Below are 19589 nucleotides of genomic sequence, written 5' to 3' on the forward strand. Positions count from 1 at the left end.
GCTGGACCGCGTGCAGCGGCTGTCCTTCCGCAACGCCGTGCTGGGCCTGGACACCGGGCACTCGCTGTGGGAGAAGCTGCGGGCCGCCCACGACGCCGGGATACGGGACGAGACCGACCCGGACCTGTCCGTCGTCGACGGCGCCGGCCTCTACGACTGGGTGCACGCCGTACTGACGCCTGACTTCTCCGCGGACCTGATCAGCGACCAGCACCGCCAGTGGTGGCAGCGCCCGCACCACCACGTGATACGGCAGGCCCTCCGGGAGGCCACGCTCCCCGTGCGGGGGCTCGGCGTGGAACGGGACCTGCGCACACTCGACGGCGCGGGCGGCACCGAGGTCACAGGGCTCCAGTCCGTGGGCGCGGAGACGCGGGAGGCCTATGCCCGGTCGCCCCTGCGGCTGCACAGCGGCATGCTGGGCCGCGACCTGACAAGAGAGCACGTGTGGGCACTGAACCTGGCCTCCACCGATGCCGCACTGTTCGACCCGGTGATCGAGCACGGCACCGAGGACGTGGCGCGACGCGTGCTGATGGCCCGCATCAAGGCGGCGATCGGGGCGGCGCGGGCGGGCCGCCAGGCGATGCCGCAACTGCTGGCGGCCGACCCGGAGTTCACCGTGCTGGTGGATCTCGGGAGGCCCGAGGAGCAGCTGCTGCGACGTGCCTGGTCCATGATCGAGCGGCACGGGCTCCGGGAAGCGGTGGTCACCAGCATGACCATGGGACGCTCGGGCCTCGCCATGCTCCCGCCCACACCGCCCGGCGTCGAGGCGTACCAGCTGGCGGATCTGGACCCGCGCGGCCTGCGCCTCGGTGACAGGCTGCTGACCAGCGCCTTCGACGGGTGGACGCTCCGGCCCGAACGGGTGTCGTCCGTGCTGGTGCCGCGGATCGGGGAGCAGCGGGACGCCCGCCGGGCGGCGGGTGCGCCACCGCAGGTGCTGCTCGTATGGGAGGACACCTCCGCCCACGACATCTCGCCGATGGCCGCCGACCCCACCAAGGGAATCGCGCTCCCCGGCACGGACACGGTGCTGGAGATCACCGGCTTCCGGACCGGGACCGCCCCCGCGGACCAGCACGGGCAGGGCGGCTTCACGTTCGACGTCGTCACCGTGCGCCGGGTCGAACAGCCCCTGCCCCCGGCGCGGGAGCGGGAGCTCCTCGCCCATGTGACCGGAGGACCGGGCGAGGGGCTCGACATCAGCCTGCACCCGCACTCACAGCTCGCGTCGGAGGCCCCGCAGCGGGTGGCCGCGGGGATGGCACGGTACGCGGCTGTCCGCGACGGCCAGGTCTCCGAGATGCGGCCCACCCCGTGGGCGGGGCGCGAGGGGCAGACAGCGCGGCTCTACCTCCGCGGCTCGCGGACCCTCCACTGGGCCCCGGGCCCGTACGGCGGGCGCTGGCTCTCCGGCTTCGACGTCGGGAACGTCGTGGGCCGGCTGCTGTCGGGGCTGAGGGCACCCGGTGACATGCCCGTGGTCCTCCCGCAGAGCGACGCGGGCCGCACCTCGTCGCACGGCCTGCACGAGGCGGCCTCGCAGGCACAGCTCGTGGCCGACTCCTCGCGCCACCCCGTCGCCGGGGCCGTCGGCGCCCTGCGATTGGGCAGGTCCCACCACGACGTCCACGACCTCCAGTGGCTGGTGGCCGAGCAGGGCGGGCCGGACCCCGAGTGGGTCGTGGTGCGGCCCCGGACCGGGGAACAGATGAGCACGGCCCACCCGCCGCTGCCGAGGACCGCGCCCTGGGAGCAGGGCGCCGTCACGTCGCGCCGCTGGAACGAGGCCGCCCGTGCCTACACGGAGGCCGTGCGGGCGGCGCTCCTGGCGGACCAGGAGGTGCGCGCCGCGGCCGGCCGGGCCGCCGCCTCGGCCTTCCGCCGCCAGGCCCACCGCCCCGCACTCCGCGCGCTGGTGGCGGAGATCCTCGGACTGCCGGCGGAGGCACCGGACCAGCAGGGACGGGTGGGCGACCGTCCGCTCGACCACGCGGTGGCGCGACTGGCCCCGGCGGACTCCAGGGAGGACTTCGACCGCGCACTGCGCGTCTTCCACGCCGTGGCCGACGCGGTCATCCCGCGGGAGCCGCACCAGACGGAGCACGCGGAGCGTTTCGTGAACGGCCTCGCCACCCGCTCGGGCGCGTGGGTCGTGGACCGCCTCATGCGCACCTTCCACCGGCTGGTGAGCGCGCGTCCCGCCGACATCCTCGCCTTCCGCGACGTGCTGGCGGCGTGGCACGGCCACAGCCTGCCGGACGTGGCGCTCGGCAGCCGGGAGAGGGTGCAGGAGGCGACCGGGGAGGGCGACGCCCTGTCCCTGTCCCTCGCCCTCGGCGGCCCCGGCTTCTACCGGGCCGTGGACACGCTGCTGAAGCCGTGGGAGCGGACGGCCGGGCGGGGCGCACAGGAACGGCCCCGGCTGCCGCAGGACGAGGTCGTCGCGCAGTTGACCGAGGCCGGACGGCGGATCCCCGGCTTCGACGCGTTGGACGAGGCCCAGCGCCGGGCGGTGATACGGCTGGAACTGGCGGGCTTCCCCGACCGGCTCGCGCCCGAGGACCGGGAGCAGGCCGTCGCCGGGGTCCGGGCGCTGGCGTCCCGGCGGAGGCGGCAGCGGCGGAAGGTCTGGATCACGGGAGAGCTGCCGGAGGCGACGGTCTCGCAGCCGACCCTCCGGGTGGACCAGCTCCAGGGCGCACACCTGGACCGCCCGTCGATGGACGAGGGCATGCGGGCGTCCTTCCGCACGCTGCCGCCCGGCCGGGTGCGGGTGCTGGCCGAGTACACGGGCCTGGCCGCCACAGCGACGCGGGAGAACGGGGCGCGCTTCGTGGAGACGACCACGCTGCGGATCGTCGAGACGCGTGAGATCCGCCCCCGCAGCGGCGAGGACCGGCGCCCGTACTGGCACATCAAGCTGGCCGACCCCGACGCGGACGCCTCCGGGCCGGGCACCGCTCCGCCGCCCGCGCCCCCGGGCCCGGCCGCCGGGGACACCGGCACCACCTCCAGCGGGCTGCCCGGCTCGGCACAGGGCCGGGGCCACGGCCCGGGGCGGAGCGCCGGAAACGCGGAGGACCGCAAGCGCAAGCGCGGCACCGAGGAGTCCGGCGGCGGCCGGCAGCGCCACGGCGAGGCCGCGCCCCGCTCCCTCAGCATGCGGATGGCACCGCGGGCTGGTCGCCCGGCGCGTTGCAGTGGAAGCAGGTGACCGGCAGCGACGGGCGGCCCGTCGGCGAGGGCGTCTACCCGGAATCCGACTGGGCGGACCGCTCCTCCTGGGACCAGGTGCCCCAGGTGCGGGAGGTCCGGCTGTGGCGGCGCACGCCGGCCGGCCGGTTGCAGACAGCCCGGACGACGGCACCGGGCACCGACCCGTCCGGCGTGTACTTCTTCGGTTCGCACGCCGAGCCGAAGGCATTGGAGTACGGGCGGGGCGTGGCAGAGCGCGCCCTGACCGCACGCCCCGAGACGCGGGAGCTGTGGGCGCTGCCCTGCAACCCGGGCGGGAACGCGGCGGCTGCGGCGGAGTTGACGCGGATGCTGCGCGAGGCGCACGCCGCGGGCCTGCGCACCCGCGACTTCACCGGGTACTCGGCACTCACACCCCCTCAGGGCCAAGGCCAGGCCCCGGTCCTCCACCTCCTCCTGGACGCGTCGGGCGGGCAGTCGTTCTGGCGGCTGACGCGGCCCGACGGCAGCGTCGAACTGCACCCCCGCCCGGGCGAGCAGCTCGCGTGGCAGGACGCGGACGAGTCCGCGTACCCGGACCGCCGCTACTGGAACGCACCCGCCCCCGCCCCGGACCCCAGCGGCGTCCCCGCGCTGTACCCCGCCTTCTACCGGCCGGCCCCGGCCGGCACCGGGTACGGTTCGCCGTCGGCGCACGGCGACTACGTGCTGGCCCAGCGCCGGTGGGAGCGTGGCCTGGGGAACGCCGCGCTGCCGGAGCTGAGTCTTCGCCTGGTGGTGCGGGACTTCGCCGAGCGGCTGTGGGACCGGCTGGCGCGGGACCGCGGCGTCACCCGCGAGGAGGCCGCCGAGGCGTTCGTCGTGGACGGCCGTCACGAGGTGTTCCGGGCGGCGCTCAAGGAGTGGGAGTCCCGGCCCGGGGTGCTGAAGCTGCTGGTGTCCATGGTGGCGTTGGCCGCCTACGGCAATCCGGACGCGTCGTCGACACTGGACGGGCTGTGGCGGGAGCGGCCGGAGCTGAACAGCGCCGGCGTGCCCACGGGCGAGCCGGAGACCGTGCCGTACACCGAGGATGAGCGCAACAAGCTGGAGCGCCTCGGGCACCTGCTGTCCGGGGGCCCGGCCGTGGAGGTGCGGCGGCTGCTCCAGGTGGCACGGGCGCTGGGCTTCGGCCACGGCGACCTGGTGCTGATCCGGCAGGCGCTGGTGGCCGTGGGCGTGGCCCAGGGCGACCACACGCTGGTGGACGGGCTGGTGGCGTCCCAGCAGGTGGTGCGGGACGAGAACGAGCCCGATCCGTACGCGGTGGACGCGGCCGGTCTGCACGGCTGGGCGGACAGGGCGTTCGCCCCGCGCCGGGCGCTGCGGCTGCCGCACGAGGAGACGTACTGGCAGCAGGTCACGCGGCGCGGGCTGGTGTCCGCCGAGGCCGTGGAGACGGTGCGGCGGCTGACGGGCGCGGCCTCGGGCGCGCACCACTGGACGCTGGGTGACGGGGAGCGCCGTGCGGCGTGGCAGGAATGGGTGCTGGCGCACCGCAAGCCGTCGCTGGTGCGCGCCAACCTCAAGCCGGGGCATCTGGGGGCGCTGTATCTGGCGCCCGGGAACCGGGTGCTGTTCGCGGACGGGGACGGGGCAGCGGCCCTGGAGCGGCGGCGGGAGCGCACCCTGGAGGCGGTGCGGCGCGAGTTCGTCACCGGCCGGCACCGCTATCCGTCGCTGCTGGAGGCCGACCGGGCGTTCCACGGCGCGGCCGAGCGGGCCCGGCGACAGCCGCGCCCCGCTGCCGCCGACGCCGCGAACGACCCGCTGCTGGGCGCACTCCTCACCGCCACCGGGCGGATGCTGGACGACCCCGCGTGGCGGGCGGACATCGCGGCGCACGCCGCGATGACAGCGGAGGCGCTGGCGCTGCTGCCCGTCCACGGACGGCGCGCCCACCTCGCCGAGACGGTGTCCCCGGCGGACGTTCCCGCGGTGGGCGACCGCGTCGTACGCGACGCGTTCTCCGCGCTGTCGGCCCGCCCGGAGACCGCCTTGGCCGACCTGTTCGACGCGGAACCGGCCGCGGGCACGGGGGAGAGCGTGGTACTGCTGCGGGAGGTGCGCGGCACCACGAGCGGCGCGCCCGGCTCCTCCGGCGTCAACGTCGCGCCGTTCGCCCAGGACCCGGCGGGCGGTGTGGTGCTGTACCCGGCGCGGACCCGGTTCACCGTCGTCGCCGTCGAACCGTTCCTCGACCTCGGTGACGGCCGGAACGGCTACCGGGTGGTCGAGGAGGAGGTGTCCTTGTCGGCGCCGGAGCGGCGGGCCGCCTCGCCGCTCGTCACGCGCCGCGTGACCGCGTCGGGCCGCCCGGACGGCACGGGCCGCACCGCCGGTGGCGTCGCCCTCTACAACGAACGCGACTGGTACGGCCGCTACTGGCGTCTGGGAAACCAGTCGTGGGCGAGCACCTTGCCACAGCTGCTGGACACCCGGCGGTTCCGGATCACCACCGAGGACGACGAGGTGCTGTCCGTCGGGCGGGGCGCGTGGCCGGTCGACAGCGCGGTGGCGCTTCTGCACGGTTCCGCCCAGTACGGGTTCCAGGCCGTCACCCGGTTCGGCCGCGCCGTCCTCGACTCCTCCACCGTGGGCCGGTACCTGGGTGCGCTGCTCGACGGCCCCGTGCGCGTGTGGGCGTGCGAGGCGGACGCGGAGCAGCCCGGCACCAGCAGCCAGGGACAGGGCTTCGCCGACCAGGGGCGGACGGTCGTCTTCACGGCGAACGTACCGATGCGCCTCGATCCCCCGGGGACGGATGACGCCGAGACCGGCGTGTCGCTCGTCAACGCGCCCGGTGGGCCCGAGCCGCGCTGGGCGCGGCACGCGCCGAGGGAGCGTGCCGCCGTCGAGGAGGAGCAGGCCCGGCTGGTCCGCCCGTTCTGGCGGCAGGGACCGGGCGGCGGCTTCGCGGCCGTGTACCGCGACGCGTCCTACGATCCGTTCGCCTTCGAGCGGGAGGCGGGCCGCACGCTCACGCGGAGTGAGCGCGTGCTGCGGGCGGCGCGCCAGGCGGGACTGCGGGTCGGCGGGCACCTGCCGGGCTCCGGCCCCTCCGAGGCACTGGAAGGCGCCGACGCCACACTGCTGGACGACGCGTCGGCCGTGCGCAAGGCGGCGGTGCCGGAACTGATGGAGGCGCTGATGGCCGCGCTGCTGCCGGAGCCGGCCCCCGCGCATCCGCCCCTGTCGGTGCGGGATACGGGCAACCCCGAGTTGTTCGCCGAACGGGGCATCCCCTACGGGCGGGGTGGCCTGGTGCCGTTCCATGTGCTGGAGGCGTACCGGAGCATCCCCGGCGTCGACGGCGCCGAACTGCGCGGCCTCCTCGTGGCGTTGGCGGCGGCGCTGCTGCCGGAGGGCAGGGCGTCGCTGGCGGAGATCGTCTTCGCGTGGCACCGCGTGGACGTGCCGGGGCGTACGGACACCGAGGAGAGCGTCGAGCGCGCGGTGCTGGCCGGTGACGCGGCCGAGTTCTACGGCTGGGCCCGGGAGGAGCTGACCCCCTGGGCGGAGGCGGTGGGCAGCCTGCCGCTGCCGCACGAGACCGCGTCCCTGCACCGGCTGCGGCAGCGCGGCCTGACACCGGCATGGCGGGTGACGGGGCCGCGTACCGACACCGTGCTCGGTGACGCGCACCTGGCGGCGCTGCACCTGGCCGAGGAGTGGCACGAGGCCGGGCTGCGCACCACGGACGAGGGCCCGGCGTGGGGTGAGCCGCTGCGGCGCGGCGTGCGCGGCTGGCTGGACGGCGCGCAGCCGCGCACGGCGCTGCCGAAGCTGCTGCGTCACCAGGAAGGCTTCCGGAAGCTCGCCGACGGCGTCGAGGCGGCACGCTCGTCGTGGGCGCCGGGGCGCTCCCGGCGCGAGGCGACCGCACAGGCTGCCTTGCTGCGCTGGCTGGACGGCTTCCTCACCGAACTGGGTGAGGTGCGCGACGAGGTGGCGGCGATGCGGCAGGCGGCGCTGGAGATGCTGCCCCCGGTGAACGCCACGGTGTGGTGGGTCGGCCGCGTCCCGGTCGGCCCGCACGGCCTCGTGGCCGCGCGGGCCGTCCGGATGGCGGAGGACCGCCTGTACCTGGACGAGCACCAGGCACGGCGGGCGCTGCGGACCGAGCAGGCGAGGCAGCGGCCGGGAACGCTCCCCGCGCTGGTGGCCGTGGAGGGGTCCGGGGCCCGCCGGATCTCCGCCGACACGGCCCGCTACGCCCGCCCGGCCTGGCTGGACGCGGAGAAGCTGTCGGTGCGCGGCGGCATCGTCCGTGGCCGGCTGGTGGAGAGGACGCCGCTGCCGGCGGTGCGCCCGGCCGCAGTCGAAGCGGAGCAGCGAGCCGCCCAGGCCGCCGTCCAGCGCCGGAGCTGGGGTGCGCCCCGGCCGGTGGAGCGGGACATCCGCGGTGTCGGCGGCGGCTGGATCGGGGTGGACCTGGACCTGCCGCGCCGGCAGGCGCTGCGGGCGCAGGCGGTACCGCTGCTGTCCGGCTTCGACCGGTACGTCACATGGGAGCGGGACAGCGCGGGCGTGCCGGTCGGTTTCGAGCGGGCGATGCCGGACCTCGGGGGGCTGCGCGCCGCCTACTTCGTCGGGGAGGAGGCCCTCTCGGACGACGTGGTGGCACTGGGCCGCCGGGCCGTGGCCGAGGGCTACGGCGCTGTGGCGCTGATGTCCTGCAACCCCGGCGTCAGCCTGGAGGAGACCGAGCGCCGGGTGCGGGAGGTCGTCCGGCAGGTGCCCTTGCTGGAGGGCCTGTTGCTGCCGGAGGGACGTGTCTCCGTCGTACCGGACGACGAGGACGGGCGCGCGGCGGCACCGCACCTGGACTTCGACGAGCACGGGCAGGCCACCTCCTTCCTGTTCTACGACCGGCTCACGGACCAGTTGCGGCGCGTCGTCGGCGCACGTCTGCCGGGCCTGCCGCGCCGCCGCTACCCCGGCCCGGACCTGTGGAACGGCCCCCGTACGGCGGCTGCCCCGCCGCCGGACCGCTTCCCCGCCCTCTCCGCGCGGGAGGACTACCAGAAGCTGGTCCGGGACTGGCAGAAGGCCGTGGCCAGGGTGCTGGCGCACGACCCGGCGGTGCTCGCTGCGGTGCGGGCCGTGCTGACGGACCTGGACGCGATCTACCAGCACGCCGCCCGGTCGCCGTGGTGGGCCCGGCAGTTCGCCACCCCTGCGCACCTGTTCGCCGACCCCGGACGTCACACCTCGCCGGAAGCGCACCGAGAGTGGCTGCTGCACGCGGGGTCCGGAGCGCCGCTCCACGAACTGATGGGCGCGCTGCTCCGTGCGACCTACGCGCACCCGCACTATCCCGATGCGCTGCAGAGGGTGTGGACGGCTGACCGCGACCAGCGGCCGGCCAAGGCCCCGGACTTCTACGGCCGGCCCCCGGCCGACCCGGTGCGGATCGCCGAGTGGCTGCTCCGCCTCTACCAGGCGCTCGACGTGCGGGGCGGGAATCTCCAGCGGTTCTCCGAGGCCGTACTGGCGTACTGGATCGCTCCGCGCGACTCGGAGGTGATCCGGCCGCGCCCGGTGACGGACGTGCTTCGGGCGGCCCGCCGTGCCGGGCTGCCGGGCGTCCCGAAGCAGCTGAGGGACCCGGCACGGGTTCACGCGTGGCTGGACTCCGAACTCGCCCTGCGGGACCGCGTCACCGAAGGCCGCGTCCCGCCGGAGCGGTTCGGTCCGGGCACCGACACATGGAGGAAACTGCGGCTGCCGCACGAGGCGTTCCACCTCAACGACCCGCGCCTCGGCGAGGTGTTCCTGGCGCGGATGGGCGACATCGCCACCGTGGCCGGGCTGCCCGACGGGCCCGCCCTCGTCACCTCCGAGGGCGACCCGGATGCGGAGGCGCGCCGCGAGGCACTGATCGACTGGAGGATGCGCCACGAGTCGGCGGAGCTGCTGCACAACGTACGCGCCGGGCACGTCCCCGCCTTCTACCTGGCGGGCAACGCCTCGGACCGGGCGCTGATGCGGCAAGCCCTGGTGGACCGCGGCCGGTTGCCCCAGACGGCCGCGGCCGTGGTGCGGGAGGCGTTCGCGTCGGGGGGTGAGCAGCCGGACCTTTTCCTGAGAGACGACCTGTTCGTGCGTCTCCTCGACGCCGCCCGCGACGTGGCCGCACAGGAGGGTGCTGCCGGGGACGCCGTCGACGAGCTGGTGTCCCGCGCGGCGCATCTCGCGAAGGACACGGCAAACGACATCGCCGGCTACGCGGAACTCGCCCGCGAGGCCGAACTGCTGCCGCCGCTGCGCGGCACCGAGCGGTGGTTCACCTGGGAGCCGGGCACCGTGGAGGCCCCCACGTCCTACGCCCTCGGCGGTCCCCGCGGCGTCGTCGAACGGTCCCCACTGGAGGCGGGCACGGTGCTGGGCGAGGACGCCGTCCTGGAGGGGAGGCTGTCTGTCCGCGAGCGGCCCCGGGGGCACCACCCGGTGGTGTGGCAGGTGGTGGACGAGCGGGAGAACGACGGCACCGCCGCCGCCTCGTCCTCCGCGCGGCTGATCGCGCCCTTCGTGGCGAACCCGGGCGAGGGCACGACGCTCACCGTCGAGTGGACCCGCTACGACGTGCGCTCCATCGAGGTGCGCCGCGACGAGCACACCGGCTGGCGGTACGCGGTGGTCACCCTCCGCGAACAGCCGAAGGTGCCGTCCGGCCGGCCCTGGGACCAGGACCTCGTCCTGCACCCGGTGCGGCACCAGGGCGTTCCCGTCGGGCTGAGCACCCTCCCTGCCGGCGAACACCCGTCCGTGGCCCCCGAACTGGCCCGGTTCGGTGAGGTGAGCGGCTACCGGCTCCTCGACCCGGGCACGGGACTCCCCGACGTCCCCGGTCCGGCCACCGCCCTCCCGGCGAGCGCGAGCGGGACCCGGTACGTCCCCCTGCACCTCGGCGTCACCGGGGACACGGCACCGGTCGGCTCCCGCTACGGGCGCAAGCGTGCCGGCGGCCTCGAACTCGGTCGCAGCGCCGCCCTGTTGCTCCGAGCGTACGGCGTGCCGGGCAACGTCTCCTTCTTCCTCTACCGCGACGGCTCAACGACGGCCGGGCTGGACCACGGCGCCGGGTTCGCACAGCGGTTCGCCGACGGCAGCACCCGCCCGACGGCGGCCCCGACGGCGGCATTCCGACTGCTGCACCCCGACGACGCGCGGGACGCCGCTGCCGTGGCCCAGCTGGGCGACGCGCTGACCCGGCCCCAGCTCGGCCTGATCCCCGACGCGGAGAACCCGTCACCGTCCGTCCAGGAGTTCCGGCCGGGCACCGTCCCGTCCACGAACGGCCTCGCCACGGGCCACGGCGGCGCGCTCCCGAGGTCGAGCGGAAGCGGCGTGAAGCCCGGCACCCGAGCCGCATGGGAAGCCGAGTTCGAGACCGCGCTGGGCAGCGCCCTGTGGCAGAACCCGTGGTCGGCCGCCGTGGCCCGGGAGGCCGCACGGGCAGTCGTCGATGCCGGACAGATCGGCGTCGACGCGGACCTCAACGTGAGCCTCAACGCTTTCGCGAACGCCGTGGTGCCGGACCTCGGCGAGTACCTCGCCCTGGACAGGCGGCCGGTGCCGCCGGCCGCCCGGCTGGAGGCCGACTGGCGCGGGCTGCGGGTGGTCAGCGGGGCCGGCCACCTGCCCAGGGCGCTGCTGACGCAGTACCGGCTCAGGCTTCGCCCCGACCGCGAAAAGCTGCTGCGCTTCCGCAACGCGGTGCTGGCATGGCTGCTGTCCACGGGCGACTATGCGCTGTACGACCTGCTCAAGGCGTCCCACGAGGCAGGCGTCTGGTCCGGACCGGCGGAACGGGTGCTCGTCGAGTTCGGCACCGGCCCGCAACTGCACGACTGGGCACGTCCGCTCGTCTCCCCGGGGCAGCGCATCCCCGGGGCACCGGCCCTGCGCACGGCGCGGGACCGGGCCTACCTCTGGCGGACTCGGGAGATCGCCCACGGCGCCAAGGGCGACCCCGGCGCGATCGCGGTGTACCTGCTGAGCGGACCCGACCGGGCGCTGCTGCGGGGCGACGAGCGGCAGTTGACAGTCGAGCGGCTGCGCAGGCTGGCCCGGCAGTACCTCGACGGCCACGAGAAACGCGGCGAGCCGATGCCCGCACTGCTGGCGGAGGACGCGGCAGTGCGGCAAGCACTCGGCGCGTTGGACGCGGCGCGCTCCGCGTCCGGTCCCGACAGCGCCCAGGCCGCGCTGCGGCGGAACGGCGTGCTGAAGGCGGTGGAAGGGCTGCTGCCGACGCTGAGGGCGGAGATCGCCGAGCACCGGGAGCGGGCCCGCCGGGAGCTGGCGTCGCGGAAGCCGATCGCCACCACGATGTGGTGGGTGTCGGCCCAGCCGGGCCGCCTGCGGGGCCGTCCCGGCGACCCGCTGCCCGACAGGGTGGACTCGGTGCGCGTCCGGTGGGCCCAACAGGTGGTGGACGACCAGAAGACCGCGGAGCGCAAGCCCGAGCGCCTCCCCCGCGAGGGTGATCACCGGGTGGTGTACAAGGTCCTGCCCAGCGAGGAATCCTCCGCCCGCCCCGGCGCGCTCGGCGCCCGGCAGGGGCTCTACTACCGGGACACGACTCTCATGGTGCTGAGTCGTACCGTCGAGAGCGACGCCAACGGCGAACTCTACGAGTACGTACAGGTCCAGGAGAGCGACTCCGAATCCGCGCCGGCCCCGGGGCCGGCCCCGGAGTGGGAGTCTGAGAGCGACTCCGCGACGTCGGCCGAGCCGGAACCGTCGGCCGATCCGGAGCCGTCGGCCGGCCCTGTGCGGGAGGGCGGACCCGTGCGGGAGGGCGGACCCGTGCCGGTGGCCGGGAGTGCCACGTCGGGGCCGGGGCCGGTGAAGGAGCCGGTGCCGGTGAAGGAGCCGATGCCGGAGCCGGTGGAGGAGCCGGCGCCTGGGCCGGTTGCCGAGTCCGAGTCCGGGGCCGTGCCCGTGCCGGTGGCCGAGCCCGTACCCGTGCCGGAGTCCGTCGGTGGGGGGAACTCGCCGGTGGTCGAGCCGGAGCCCGTGCCGGAGTCGGCGCCTGAGCCGATGGTTGAGCCGGAGCCCGAGCCGGTGGTCGAGCGTGCGTCGGGGCCGGAGTCGGCTCCTGGGCCGGAGACCGGTTTGGGATGGGAGAGGATGCTGTTCGAGCGGGCTGAGGCACGCGCAAGGTTCCGGGGCCAGAGGACGTCGCCGTCTGCGCCGCGTCAGAAGCACGCCGATGTGGAGGGCGAACCGGCGGCCGGGGCCGAGCGGGCTTCCGCCAAGGCGAGCGAGCCGGAGCCGGTGGCGGAACCGGTGGTCGAGCCCAGGCCGGCGCCGGAACCGGTGGTTGAGCCGGAGCCGTTGGTTGAGCCGAAGCCCGTGCCGAAACCGGAGCCCGTGCCGGCGCCGGTGGCCGAGCCCGAGCGCGTGCTGGAACCGGCGCCGGTGGTTGAGCCGGAGCCGGTGGTCGTGCCCGAGTCCGAGCCCGAGCCCGAGCCGACACCGGTGGTCGTGCCGGAGCTGGTGCCGGAACCGGTGGTCGAGCCGGTGGTCGTGCCCGAGCCAGTGCCGGAGCCCGAGCCGGTGCCGGTGCCCGAGCCCGAACCGGTGGTCGAGCCCGAGCACTTGGTCTCGTCGGACCGCGGGTCGGAGCGTGAGCGGGGTGCCGCGCCGCAGCCGGAGCGGGAGCAGTCGGAGCTGGCCGGGCGCGTGCCGGAGCCGGAGGGGCGTGCCCTCTCGGACCCGGAGTCGGACTCGGACTCGGACTCGGAGCCGGTCTCGGATTCGGAGCCGGAGCCGGCGCCGAGGCCGGGGCAGGCGTCGGGGGCTGCCGACACGGTGGCGACCGGCGCGTCCTGGGAGGCCGCGCGCGCTCAGGCACGTGAAGAGGCGCGGTCCCGGAAGGCGGCTGACGAGACGCAACCGGCGTCGGCGACCGACGCCGCCGCGGCGCGCACGTCCGCGACGGAGCCGGTCTCCGCGCAAGTCCAGGACCCGGTACGGACGCAGGATCGGGAGCCGGAGCCGGTGCCCGAGTCGTCGGACGAGTCGGATTCCGGTGAGGAGTCGGAGTCCTCCTCGGAGGAGCAGAGTTCTTCCTCCGAGGAGGAGAGTTCCTCAGGGGAGGAGAGTTCCTCCGAGGAGGAGGGTCCCGCCGAGGCGCGGGTGCGGGTTCCGGTGGCCGGGACAGAACCGGTGCGGCGGCCGGAAGCCGTCCAGCAGTCCGGATCTGCCAAGACGCCGATGTCTGACCGTGCGCCCGGACGAGCACGCGAAGCGGAACCGGTGCCCGAGCCCGAGCGGGCCGCCGTTCCCGGGCGGACAGCAGGCACCGAGCCGGAGTCCGAGTCGGAGTCCGCGTCCGCGTCCGAGTCCGAGTCCGTGCCGGAGTCGGAGTCGGGCCAGGAGTCCGCGACAGAGTCGGCACCGGCACCGGCACAGACACAGGCACAGGCACAGGCGCCGATACCGGTGCGTCCCGTCCAGCAGGGAGCCGGCCGCCGCGCTCCCGAACCCCGCGGGGCGCAAAGGGCCGTTGCCGGACGGGAGGGAGCGCAAAGGCCGGAAGGCAGGCCGGACACGAGCAGGAAGCCGGCTTCCGACGGGCTCCGGCGGGAAACGGAGCAGGCCCGGGCCGTGGGCCGACCGGAGTCGCGGCGGAGTGCCGGGCACGGTCAGGCCGGCGAGGTGATGCGGGAACCCGTGGGGGGAGTCCGGACGCCGCGCAGGGTGTGGCGTCGGCTCCTGGTCGTCGGCGACGACGAGGTGAGCCGCAACCGGGCGATGAGCGATGTCCAGCCCGATGTGTGGTCGCGGATGCTTCCGTTGGCCAAGCGGCTGTTCAAGGTGAAGGCAGCCGTTTTCTGGGAGGGCGAGCGGGGCCGCGAGTCCGCGGTCCGGCGGTCGTTGCGTCCCCTCTTCGGACACAGGCCGGTGTTCTACGTCTCTCAGCACGGTGGCGCCGGGTCGGGCGATGTGGTGAGGAAGGCGGGCGAACTCCTCGACATGTCGTACGCGGGGACGTTGGTGATCCTGGGGCCGCCGGCCGTGACGGAGGCGGAGGCCGCCCGTGCGAAGGAGAGCGATGAGGTACTCGCCGAGCGGTACGAGGTGGATGTGCTGCGGGTGGCCGTCGAGTGGGCTGTCGCGAAGGGTCCCGACGGGGCACCGCTGCTGCACCTCCGTCGCCGGCACGACGACCAGCGGTGGTGGAAGGTCACCCGGTGGAGCGGGAGTGAGCGGCGCCGTGTGCCTGGCCCTTCCTCGACCGCACACCGCGTGCGCTACCCGGAGGCCGAGGAGTGGGCCTTGTGGAGCGGCGGCCGTGACGACCACTGACAGCCCCAGCCCCCGGCTCAGGCACCCGCCCCGGTCCAGGCACCGGTCGGCCCGAGTACTTACCCGGTCGCCGTGCTCGAAGACCGCGATCCGCCCGGTGGCAGCGGACGGAGAGCAGCCCGAGCAGGAAACGGACAGAAAGCGAGGTGAGTGGCGGGAAGCCGATGCGGCTGGAGTTCCCTCGGGGTCCAGTCGCGGGAGTGCCCGCCCCCGAAAGTCCCAGAAGCCGCAGGAACCACACACCAGCTGGCACAGCACAAACGACGGAAACCGAACGGAAGCCAGTAGGCGCGTGCCCATGCCGCCGCGCACTCCGCGGGATTCCGCACCACCGTTGGCACGAACGACCGGACAGAGGAAGAACAGTGAGCGAGACGCAGGAGACCACCCAGGCCCCCGAGCAGGCGGTGGAGGCCGGTGAGGGTTCCCCGGCGGAGATAGCGGGCGCGTCGGAGAACATGCCGCCCGTCCCGGAGGAGATCCGCGAGGCGGGCCGGCTGGCCCCGGACCACTGGCTGGGGATGGTGGACCCGACGTGGCAGGGGGAGGGGGCGCCGCCGGCGTGGGCGCTGGTGGGGCAGTGGCGGTCCAGCCCGGAGGGGGAGATCGTCGAGTGGCAGGACAACGAGGAGTACCAGCCCTCCCCGAAGGCCCTGGGGTGGCCGGAGCCCGTGGACGAGGTGGACGCGGCGGTGCAGCTGGCGGCGACCGGTTACGGGCCGGGTGAGGATGTGACCACCGCGCTGGCCGCGTTGGAGGAGGTGGCGGTGTTCGTCACCCCGGACGGCGATCCGTTGCCCGCCACCGCTCCGGACGGTGAGACGGCGGTGGTGCCGGTGTTCACCTCGCCGGTGTACCTGCACACCTCCGGCCGGCTCGCGTTCGCGCTGCACCCGGTGCGGAAGGTCCTGGACCAGTTGCCGGAGGGGCACCTGATCTACCTCAACCCGTCGGCGCCGGTGAGCATGACGGTGGAGACGGACGCCTTGCGCGAGGCGCTCGACGCCCTTGAGCGGCCCGAGAGCGGCGACGAGGCGGCCGAGGAGGGCGGCGCCCGCAAGGTACCGGCCGTGGTCGGCCAGGGGATCCCGGTGCTGGGCGAGGCCGCAGCCGGGAAGTCCGGGTCGGCAGGGAAGACCAAGGCGTCGAAGCCCTCCGAGAAGGCGAAGCCGGCAGGCAATGCGAAGCCGGCCGGCAAGGTGCAGACGTCCGGCAGGGCGCAGGCGTCCGGCAAGGCGCAGGCGTCCGGCAAGGGCCGGGCGTCCGAGGGCGGCGGGAAGGACGGCGGCGACGCGTCCGGTTCCGGCGGTGGCGCTTCGGAGGGCTGACACCCCGCCGTCTCCCGCCCGATGGTGCGGCCGTTCTCCTCCCGCGCTCGGCCCTGCCGGCTGCCTCCCGGCTGCCGCCCGGCTCGGTACGAGCCCGGCCGCCGGCACGAACGTCCGCACCATCGCCCGTCCCCTCCCGGGTATCCCGGGCCCCCGTCCCACCCGCGTGTTCCTCGGGGAGCGCCCGGCCGACGGACCGCCGACGCGCCCTCGGGCGCCCCCCCGCTCACACGCACGCACCCGCACCAGTGGAGACTCCCACCATGGCAACGTCCCCCAACGACCGCGATTCCATCCTGGGCGCAGGCTTCGGCTCCCTCCCGGAGGACGTACCGGAGCGCACGTCCGACGAGCCGACCCATTCGGCCCCCGTCACTCCGCCCGCCCCGCCCGAGGAACCGCCGGAGGGCGCGGAACAGCCCACCGGTTCCGGCGAAACGGACACCCCCGAGAGCGCCGATCCGCGTCCCGCCTCCACGGATGAGCCGCCCGGCTCTGCCGAGGCCGCCGACCCGGCGGAACCCTCACGCCCTGTCGCTCCCTCTGAAACGGCCGAAGCGGCGGGAACGTCCGGGCCGGTCGGGCCGACCGAACCCGAACCCGCCGCCGGGCCGGAGCCCGAGCCCGAACCGGCTGCCGTTCCCGAACCCGCTGCCGGACCAGACCCCGCTGCCGAACCCGAGCCCCCTGCCGAGCCCGGGTCCGCGTACGAGTCCGGGCCCGAGTCCGGGCCCGGGTCCGAGCCCGAGGAGCAGGCGCCGCCCCAACTCCTCGTGCGGCGCGGTGAGGAAGGGTTCCCCGAGCCGCCTCAGGACATCGTGGAGGCCGCGAAGGTCGCCCCCGACCACTGGCTGAACGTGGTGGACCAGCACTGGCAGCCGGAGGACGGCCAGGTGCCGCCGATGTGGGCGCGGTTGGGGCGCTGGCGCAGCGACGAGCACGGCGAGATCGTCGAGTGGGAGCACAATCCGGAGTACCGGCCCTCGCCGGAGCGGCTGGGGTGGCCGAAGCCGGACGGCGAGGTGGACGCCGCCGTGCAGCGCGCGGCGACCGGGTACGGGCCGGAGATCGCGGTGGCCGAGGCGCTCGCCGGCACCGAGGTGGCGGTGTGCGTGGACGAGGACGGGACGCCCGCCCGCTCCGAAGCCCCCAACGGCACCATCGCGGTGGCGGTGTTCACGCCGGGCGCCGAGCTGCCCGAGGGCCAGGAGACGCCCGCGCACGAGGTCATGCACCTGGACCGGCTGCTGGACCAGCTGGCGGACGGCGAGGAGGTGCTGTTCCTCAGCTCCACGGCTCCGGTCGCGCAGCTGGTCGACCCGGTCGAACTGCGCGGCGTGGCGCAGCGGAAGCAGCAGGCGGCGACGAAGGCCGGAGCGGGTGGCGTGGGGGCCCGGTGACAGCCCGGTGACCGTGTGACCTCTTGAGCGGGAGCCGCACGGCCCCCTCGCGAGGAGGGGGCCACCCGCCACCAGCCTCTCCTCCGCGCGCCCGCAGTTCGGCGGACCGGCTCTCGCCGCCCGGGGCGGCCCTCGGGAAGTGGGCCGCGGCGAGCGGCGCCGTGCTCGCGGCGGCCTTCAGCCGGGGGCGGGGGTGTGGTGACGCGGGCGCCCCGCGGTCACGCCTCTTCGTCCTGGACGACGTACCAGTCGTCGGTCTCCAGCGCGTCCGGCAGGGGCGCGTAGGGCTCGACGAGACCGTGATCGCCCTTCGCCGGGCGGTAGAACAGGTACTCCGCGGAGTTCTCGACCCGCTGCCCGTCGGGCAGCGTCGTCTCCCTCGGCGGTACCCGGTAGATGTATTTCCCCGGCTCTTTCCAACTGCTCCGGGCGACCCGGGCGCCGGCCTTCATCGCTCGCAGGGCGTCTGAGAAATCCATGCCGGTCACGGTAGACCCGGCACGGACGGCAGGGGCAGGAGCGGGGAAGGGGCATGTGCGGGCGGGCCTCTGGGCGAAGAGTCTCCGAAGACGCGCGAGGCCGCACGACCCGGGCGGTGGGTCGTGCGGCCTCGCGCGAAGTACGGCGGTACGGCGATACTCGGGGCCCCGGTTCGCGGTCCGGGGCCCCGGTCCGCTCAGAGGAACGCGTTGATCTCGATGGTCTCGTCGCGGCCCGGGCCGACGCCGATGGCGGAGACCGGGGCGCCGGACATCTCCTCCAGGGCCCGCACGTACGCCTGCGCGTTCCTGGGCAGGTCGGCGAAGGTCTTGGCCTTGGTGATGTCCTCGCTCCAGCCGGGCAGGTACTCGTAGACCGGCTTGGCGTGGTGGAAGTCGCTCTGGTTGTAGGGCAGCTCCGTGGTGCGCTCGCCCTCGATCTCGTAGGCGACGCACACCGGGATCCGCTCCCAGCCGGTGAGCACGTCCAGCTTGGTGAGGAAGAAGTCGGTCAGGCCGTTGACGCGGGTCGCGTAGCGGGCGATGACCGCGTCGAACCAGCCGCAGCGCCGGTTGCGGCCCGTGGTGACGCCGAACTCGCCGCCGATGCGGCGCAGCGCCTCGCCGTCCTCGTCGAACAGCTCCGTGGGGAAGGGGCCGGCCCCGACCCGGGTGGTGTACGCCTTCAGGATGCCGATGACCCGGCTGATCTTCGTCGGCCCGACGCCCGCGCCGGTGCAGGCGCCGCCCGCCGTCGGGTTGGAGGAGGTGACGAAGGGGTACGTGCCGTGGTCCACGTCCAGCAGCGTGCCCTGGCCGCCCTCGAAGAGGACGACCTTGTCGTCGTCGATCGCCCGGTTGAGGACCAGCGTCGTGTCGGCGACGTACTTCTCGATCTGCCCGGCGTAGCCCAGCAGCTCCTCGACCACCTGCTGCGCGGAGATCGCGCGCCGGTTGTAGAGCTTGGCCAGCACCTGGTTCTTGAAGTCGAGCGCCGCCTCGACCTTCTGCAGCAGGATCGACTCGTCGAACAGGTCCTGCACCCGGATGCCGACGCGGTTGATCTTGTCGGCGTAGGTGGGGCCGATGCCGCGCCCGGTGGTGCCGATCTTCCGCTTGCCGAGGAACCGCTCCGTCGTCTTGTCGAGCGTCGCGTGATACGGCGTGATCAGATGCGCGTTACCGCTGACCAGCAGCTTGGAGGTGTCGACGCCGCGCTCCTCCAGCCCGCTCAGCTCGGAGAGCAGGACCGAGGGGTCGACGACGACGCCGTTGCCGATGACCGGGGTGCAGCCGGGGGAGAGGATCCCGGAAGGGAGGAGGTGCAGCGCGTACTTCTGGTCGCCGACGACGACCGTGTGACCGGCGTTGTTGCCGCCCTGGTAACGCACCACGTAGTCCACGGACCCACCGAGCAGGTCGGTGGCCTTTCCCTTGCCCTCGTCACCCCACTGAGCACCGAGCAGCACAAGTGCGGGCACAGGCGTACACCCCTTTCGGGCGGGGCATGTCCCACGTGCGTGGCGCTTGTCGCCATCGCGAGAGCCGCAGGCCGGTGCCCCGGATAGAGGAAGCCCCTGGCGCAACAGCGACAGGGGCTCTTGCACCGAGAGATTACCGAACAATGCTCCCGGGTGACGAACAGGGGAGTGCTCCGGCCCGGACGGACGTACGAACCAGCACCACCTCAGTACCGATCGAATAATCCGGAATACCCGGATTCATGAGGAAGGATCGTGGTGTCGGCTCCAGATCCCACGAGGCCTCCGGCCCGTCCGGCCGTCCACCCGCCCCCGTCCCCGGGGCCCGTCGCG

At 74.7% G+C, this 19589-nt stretch carries 6 protein-coding genes (1 of these 6 cut by a window edge); 4 read left to right on the forward strand and 2 right to left on the reverse strand.

The features are described 5' to 3' along the window. The 4 genes from FM076_RS17460 to FM076_RS33935 all read left to right on the forward strand — a co-directional run. Window positions 1–3223, forward strand: the end of a protein-coding gene (locus FM076_RS17460; RefSeq protein ID WP_173871844.1) for a hypothetical protein. The gene continues 59291 nt to the left of window position 1, outside the view; only the last 3223 of its 62514 coding nucleotides appear in the window; its start codon lies off the left edge, out of view; it ends in the stop codon at window positions 3221–3223. Next, window positions 3220–14568, forward strand: a complete 11349-nt coding sequence (locus FM076_RS17465; protein ID WP_173871846.1) for a hypothetical protein — start codon at window positions 3220–3222, stop codon at window positions 14566–14568. Before FM076_RS17460 ends, FM076_RS17465 begins: the two co-directional genes overlap by 4 nt. 365 nt (window positions 14569–14933) lie before the next feature. Continuing rightward, on the forward strand, window positions 14934–15896 hold the full coding sequence (locus tag FM076_RS33930; RefSeq protein WP_345945064.1) for a type VII secretion system-associated protein: 963 nt from the start codon (window positions 14934–14936) through the stop codon (window positions 15894–15896). 263 nt (window positions 15897–16159) lie between these two features. Then, window positions 16160–17296: a type VII secretion system-associated protein gene (locus FM076_RS33935; protein WP_243274544.1), complete on the forward strand. Its 1137-nt coding sequence runs from the start codon at window positions 16160–16162 to the stop codon at window positions 17294–17296. Between the two features lie 218 nt (window positions 17297–17514). Here FM076_RS33935 and FM076_RS17480 read toward each other — a convergent pair whose 3' ends face one another. Together FM076_RS17480 and FM076_RS17485 are read right to left on the reverse strand one after the other, a co-directional pair. Next, window positions 17515–17775, reverse strand: a complete 261-nt coding sequence (locus FM076_RS17480) for a Thoeris anti-defense Tad2 family protein (RefSeq protein WP_173871848.1) — start codon at window positions 17773–17775, stop codon at window positions 17515–17517. A gap of 197 nt (window positions 17776–17972) precedes the next feature. Continuing rightward, the gene (locus FM076_RS17485) at window positions 17973–19256 is read right to left on the reverse strand and encodes an adenylosuccinate synthase (protein WP_173871851.1); all 1284 of its coding nucleotides are present in this window, start codon (window positions 19254–19256) and stop codon (window positions 17973–17975) included. Window positions 19257–19589: the final 333 nt, after the last annotated feature.

This window comes from Streptomyces albus subsp. chlorinus (assembly GCF_013302895.1).
Lineage (GTDB): Bacteria > Actinomycetota > Actinomycetes > Streptomycetales > Streptomycetaceae > Streptomyces > Streptomyces chlorinus.

Excerpts from the sequence above, each read along its gene's own strand:
- FM076_RS33935 (WP_243274544.1), top strand. The coding sequence starts at position 16,160 with ATGGCAACGTCCCCCAACGACCGCGATTCCATCCTGGGCGCAGGCTTC.
- FM076_RS17480 (WP_173871848.1), bottom strand. The coding sequence starts at position 17,775 with ATGGATTTCTCAGACGCCCTGCGAGCGATGAAGGCCGGCGCCCGGGTC.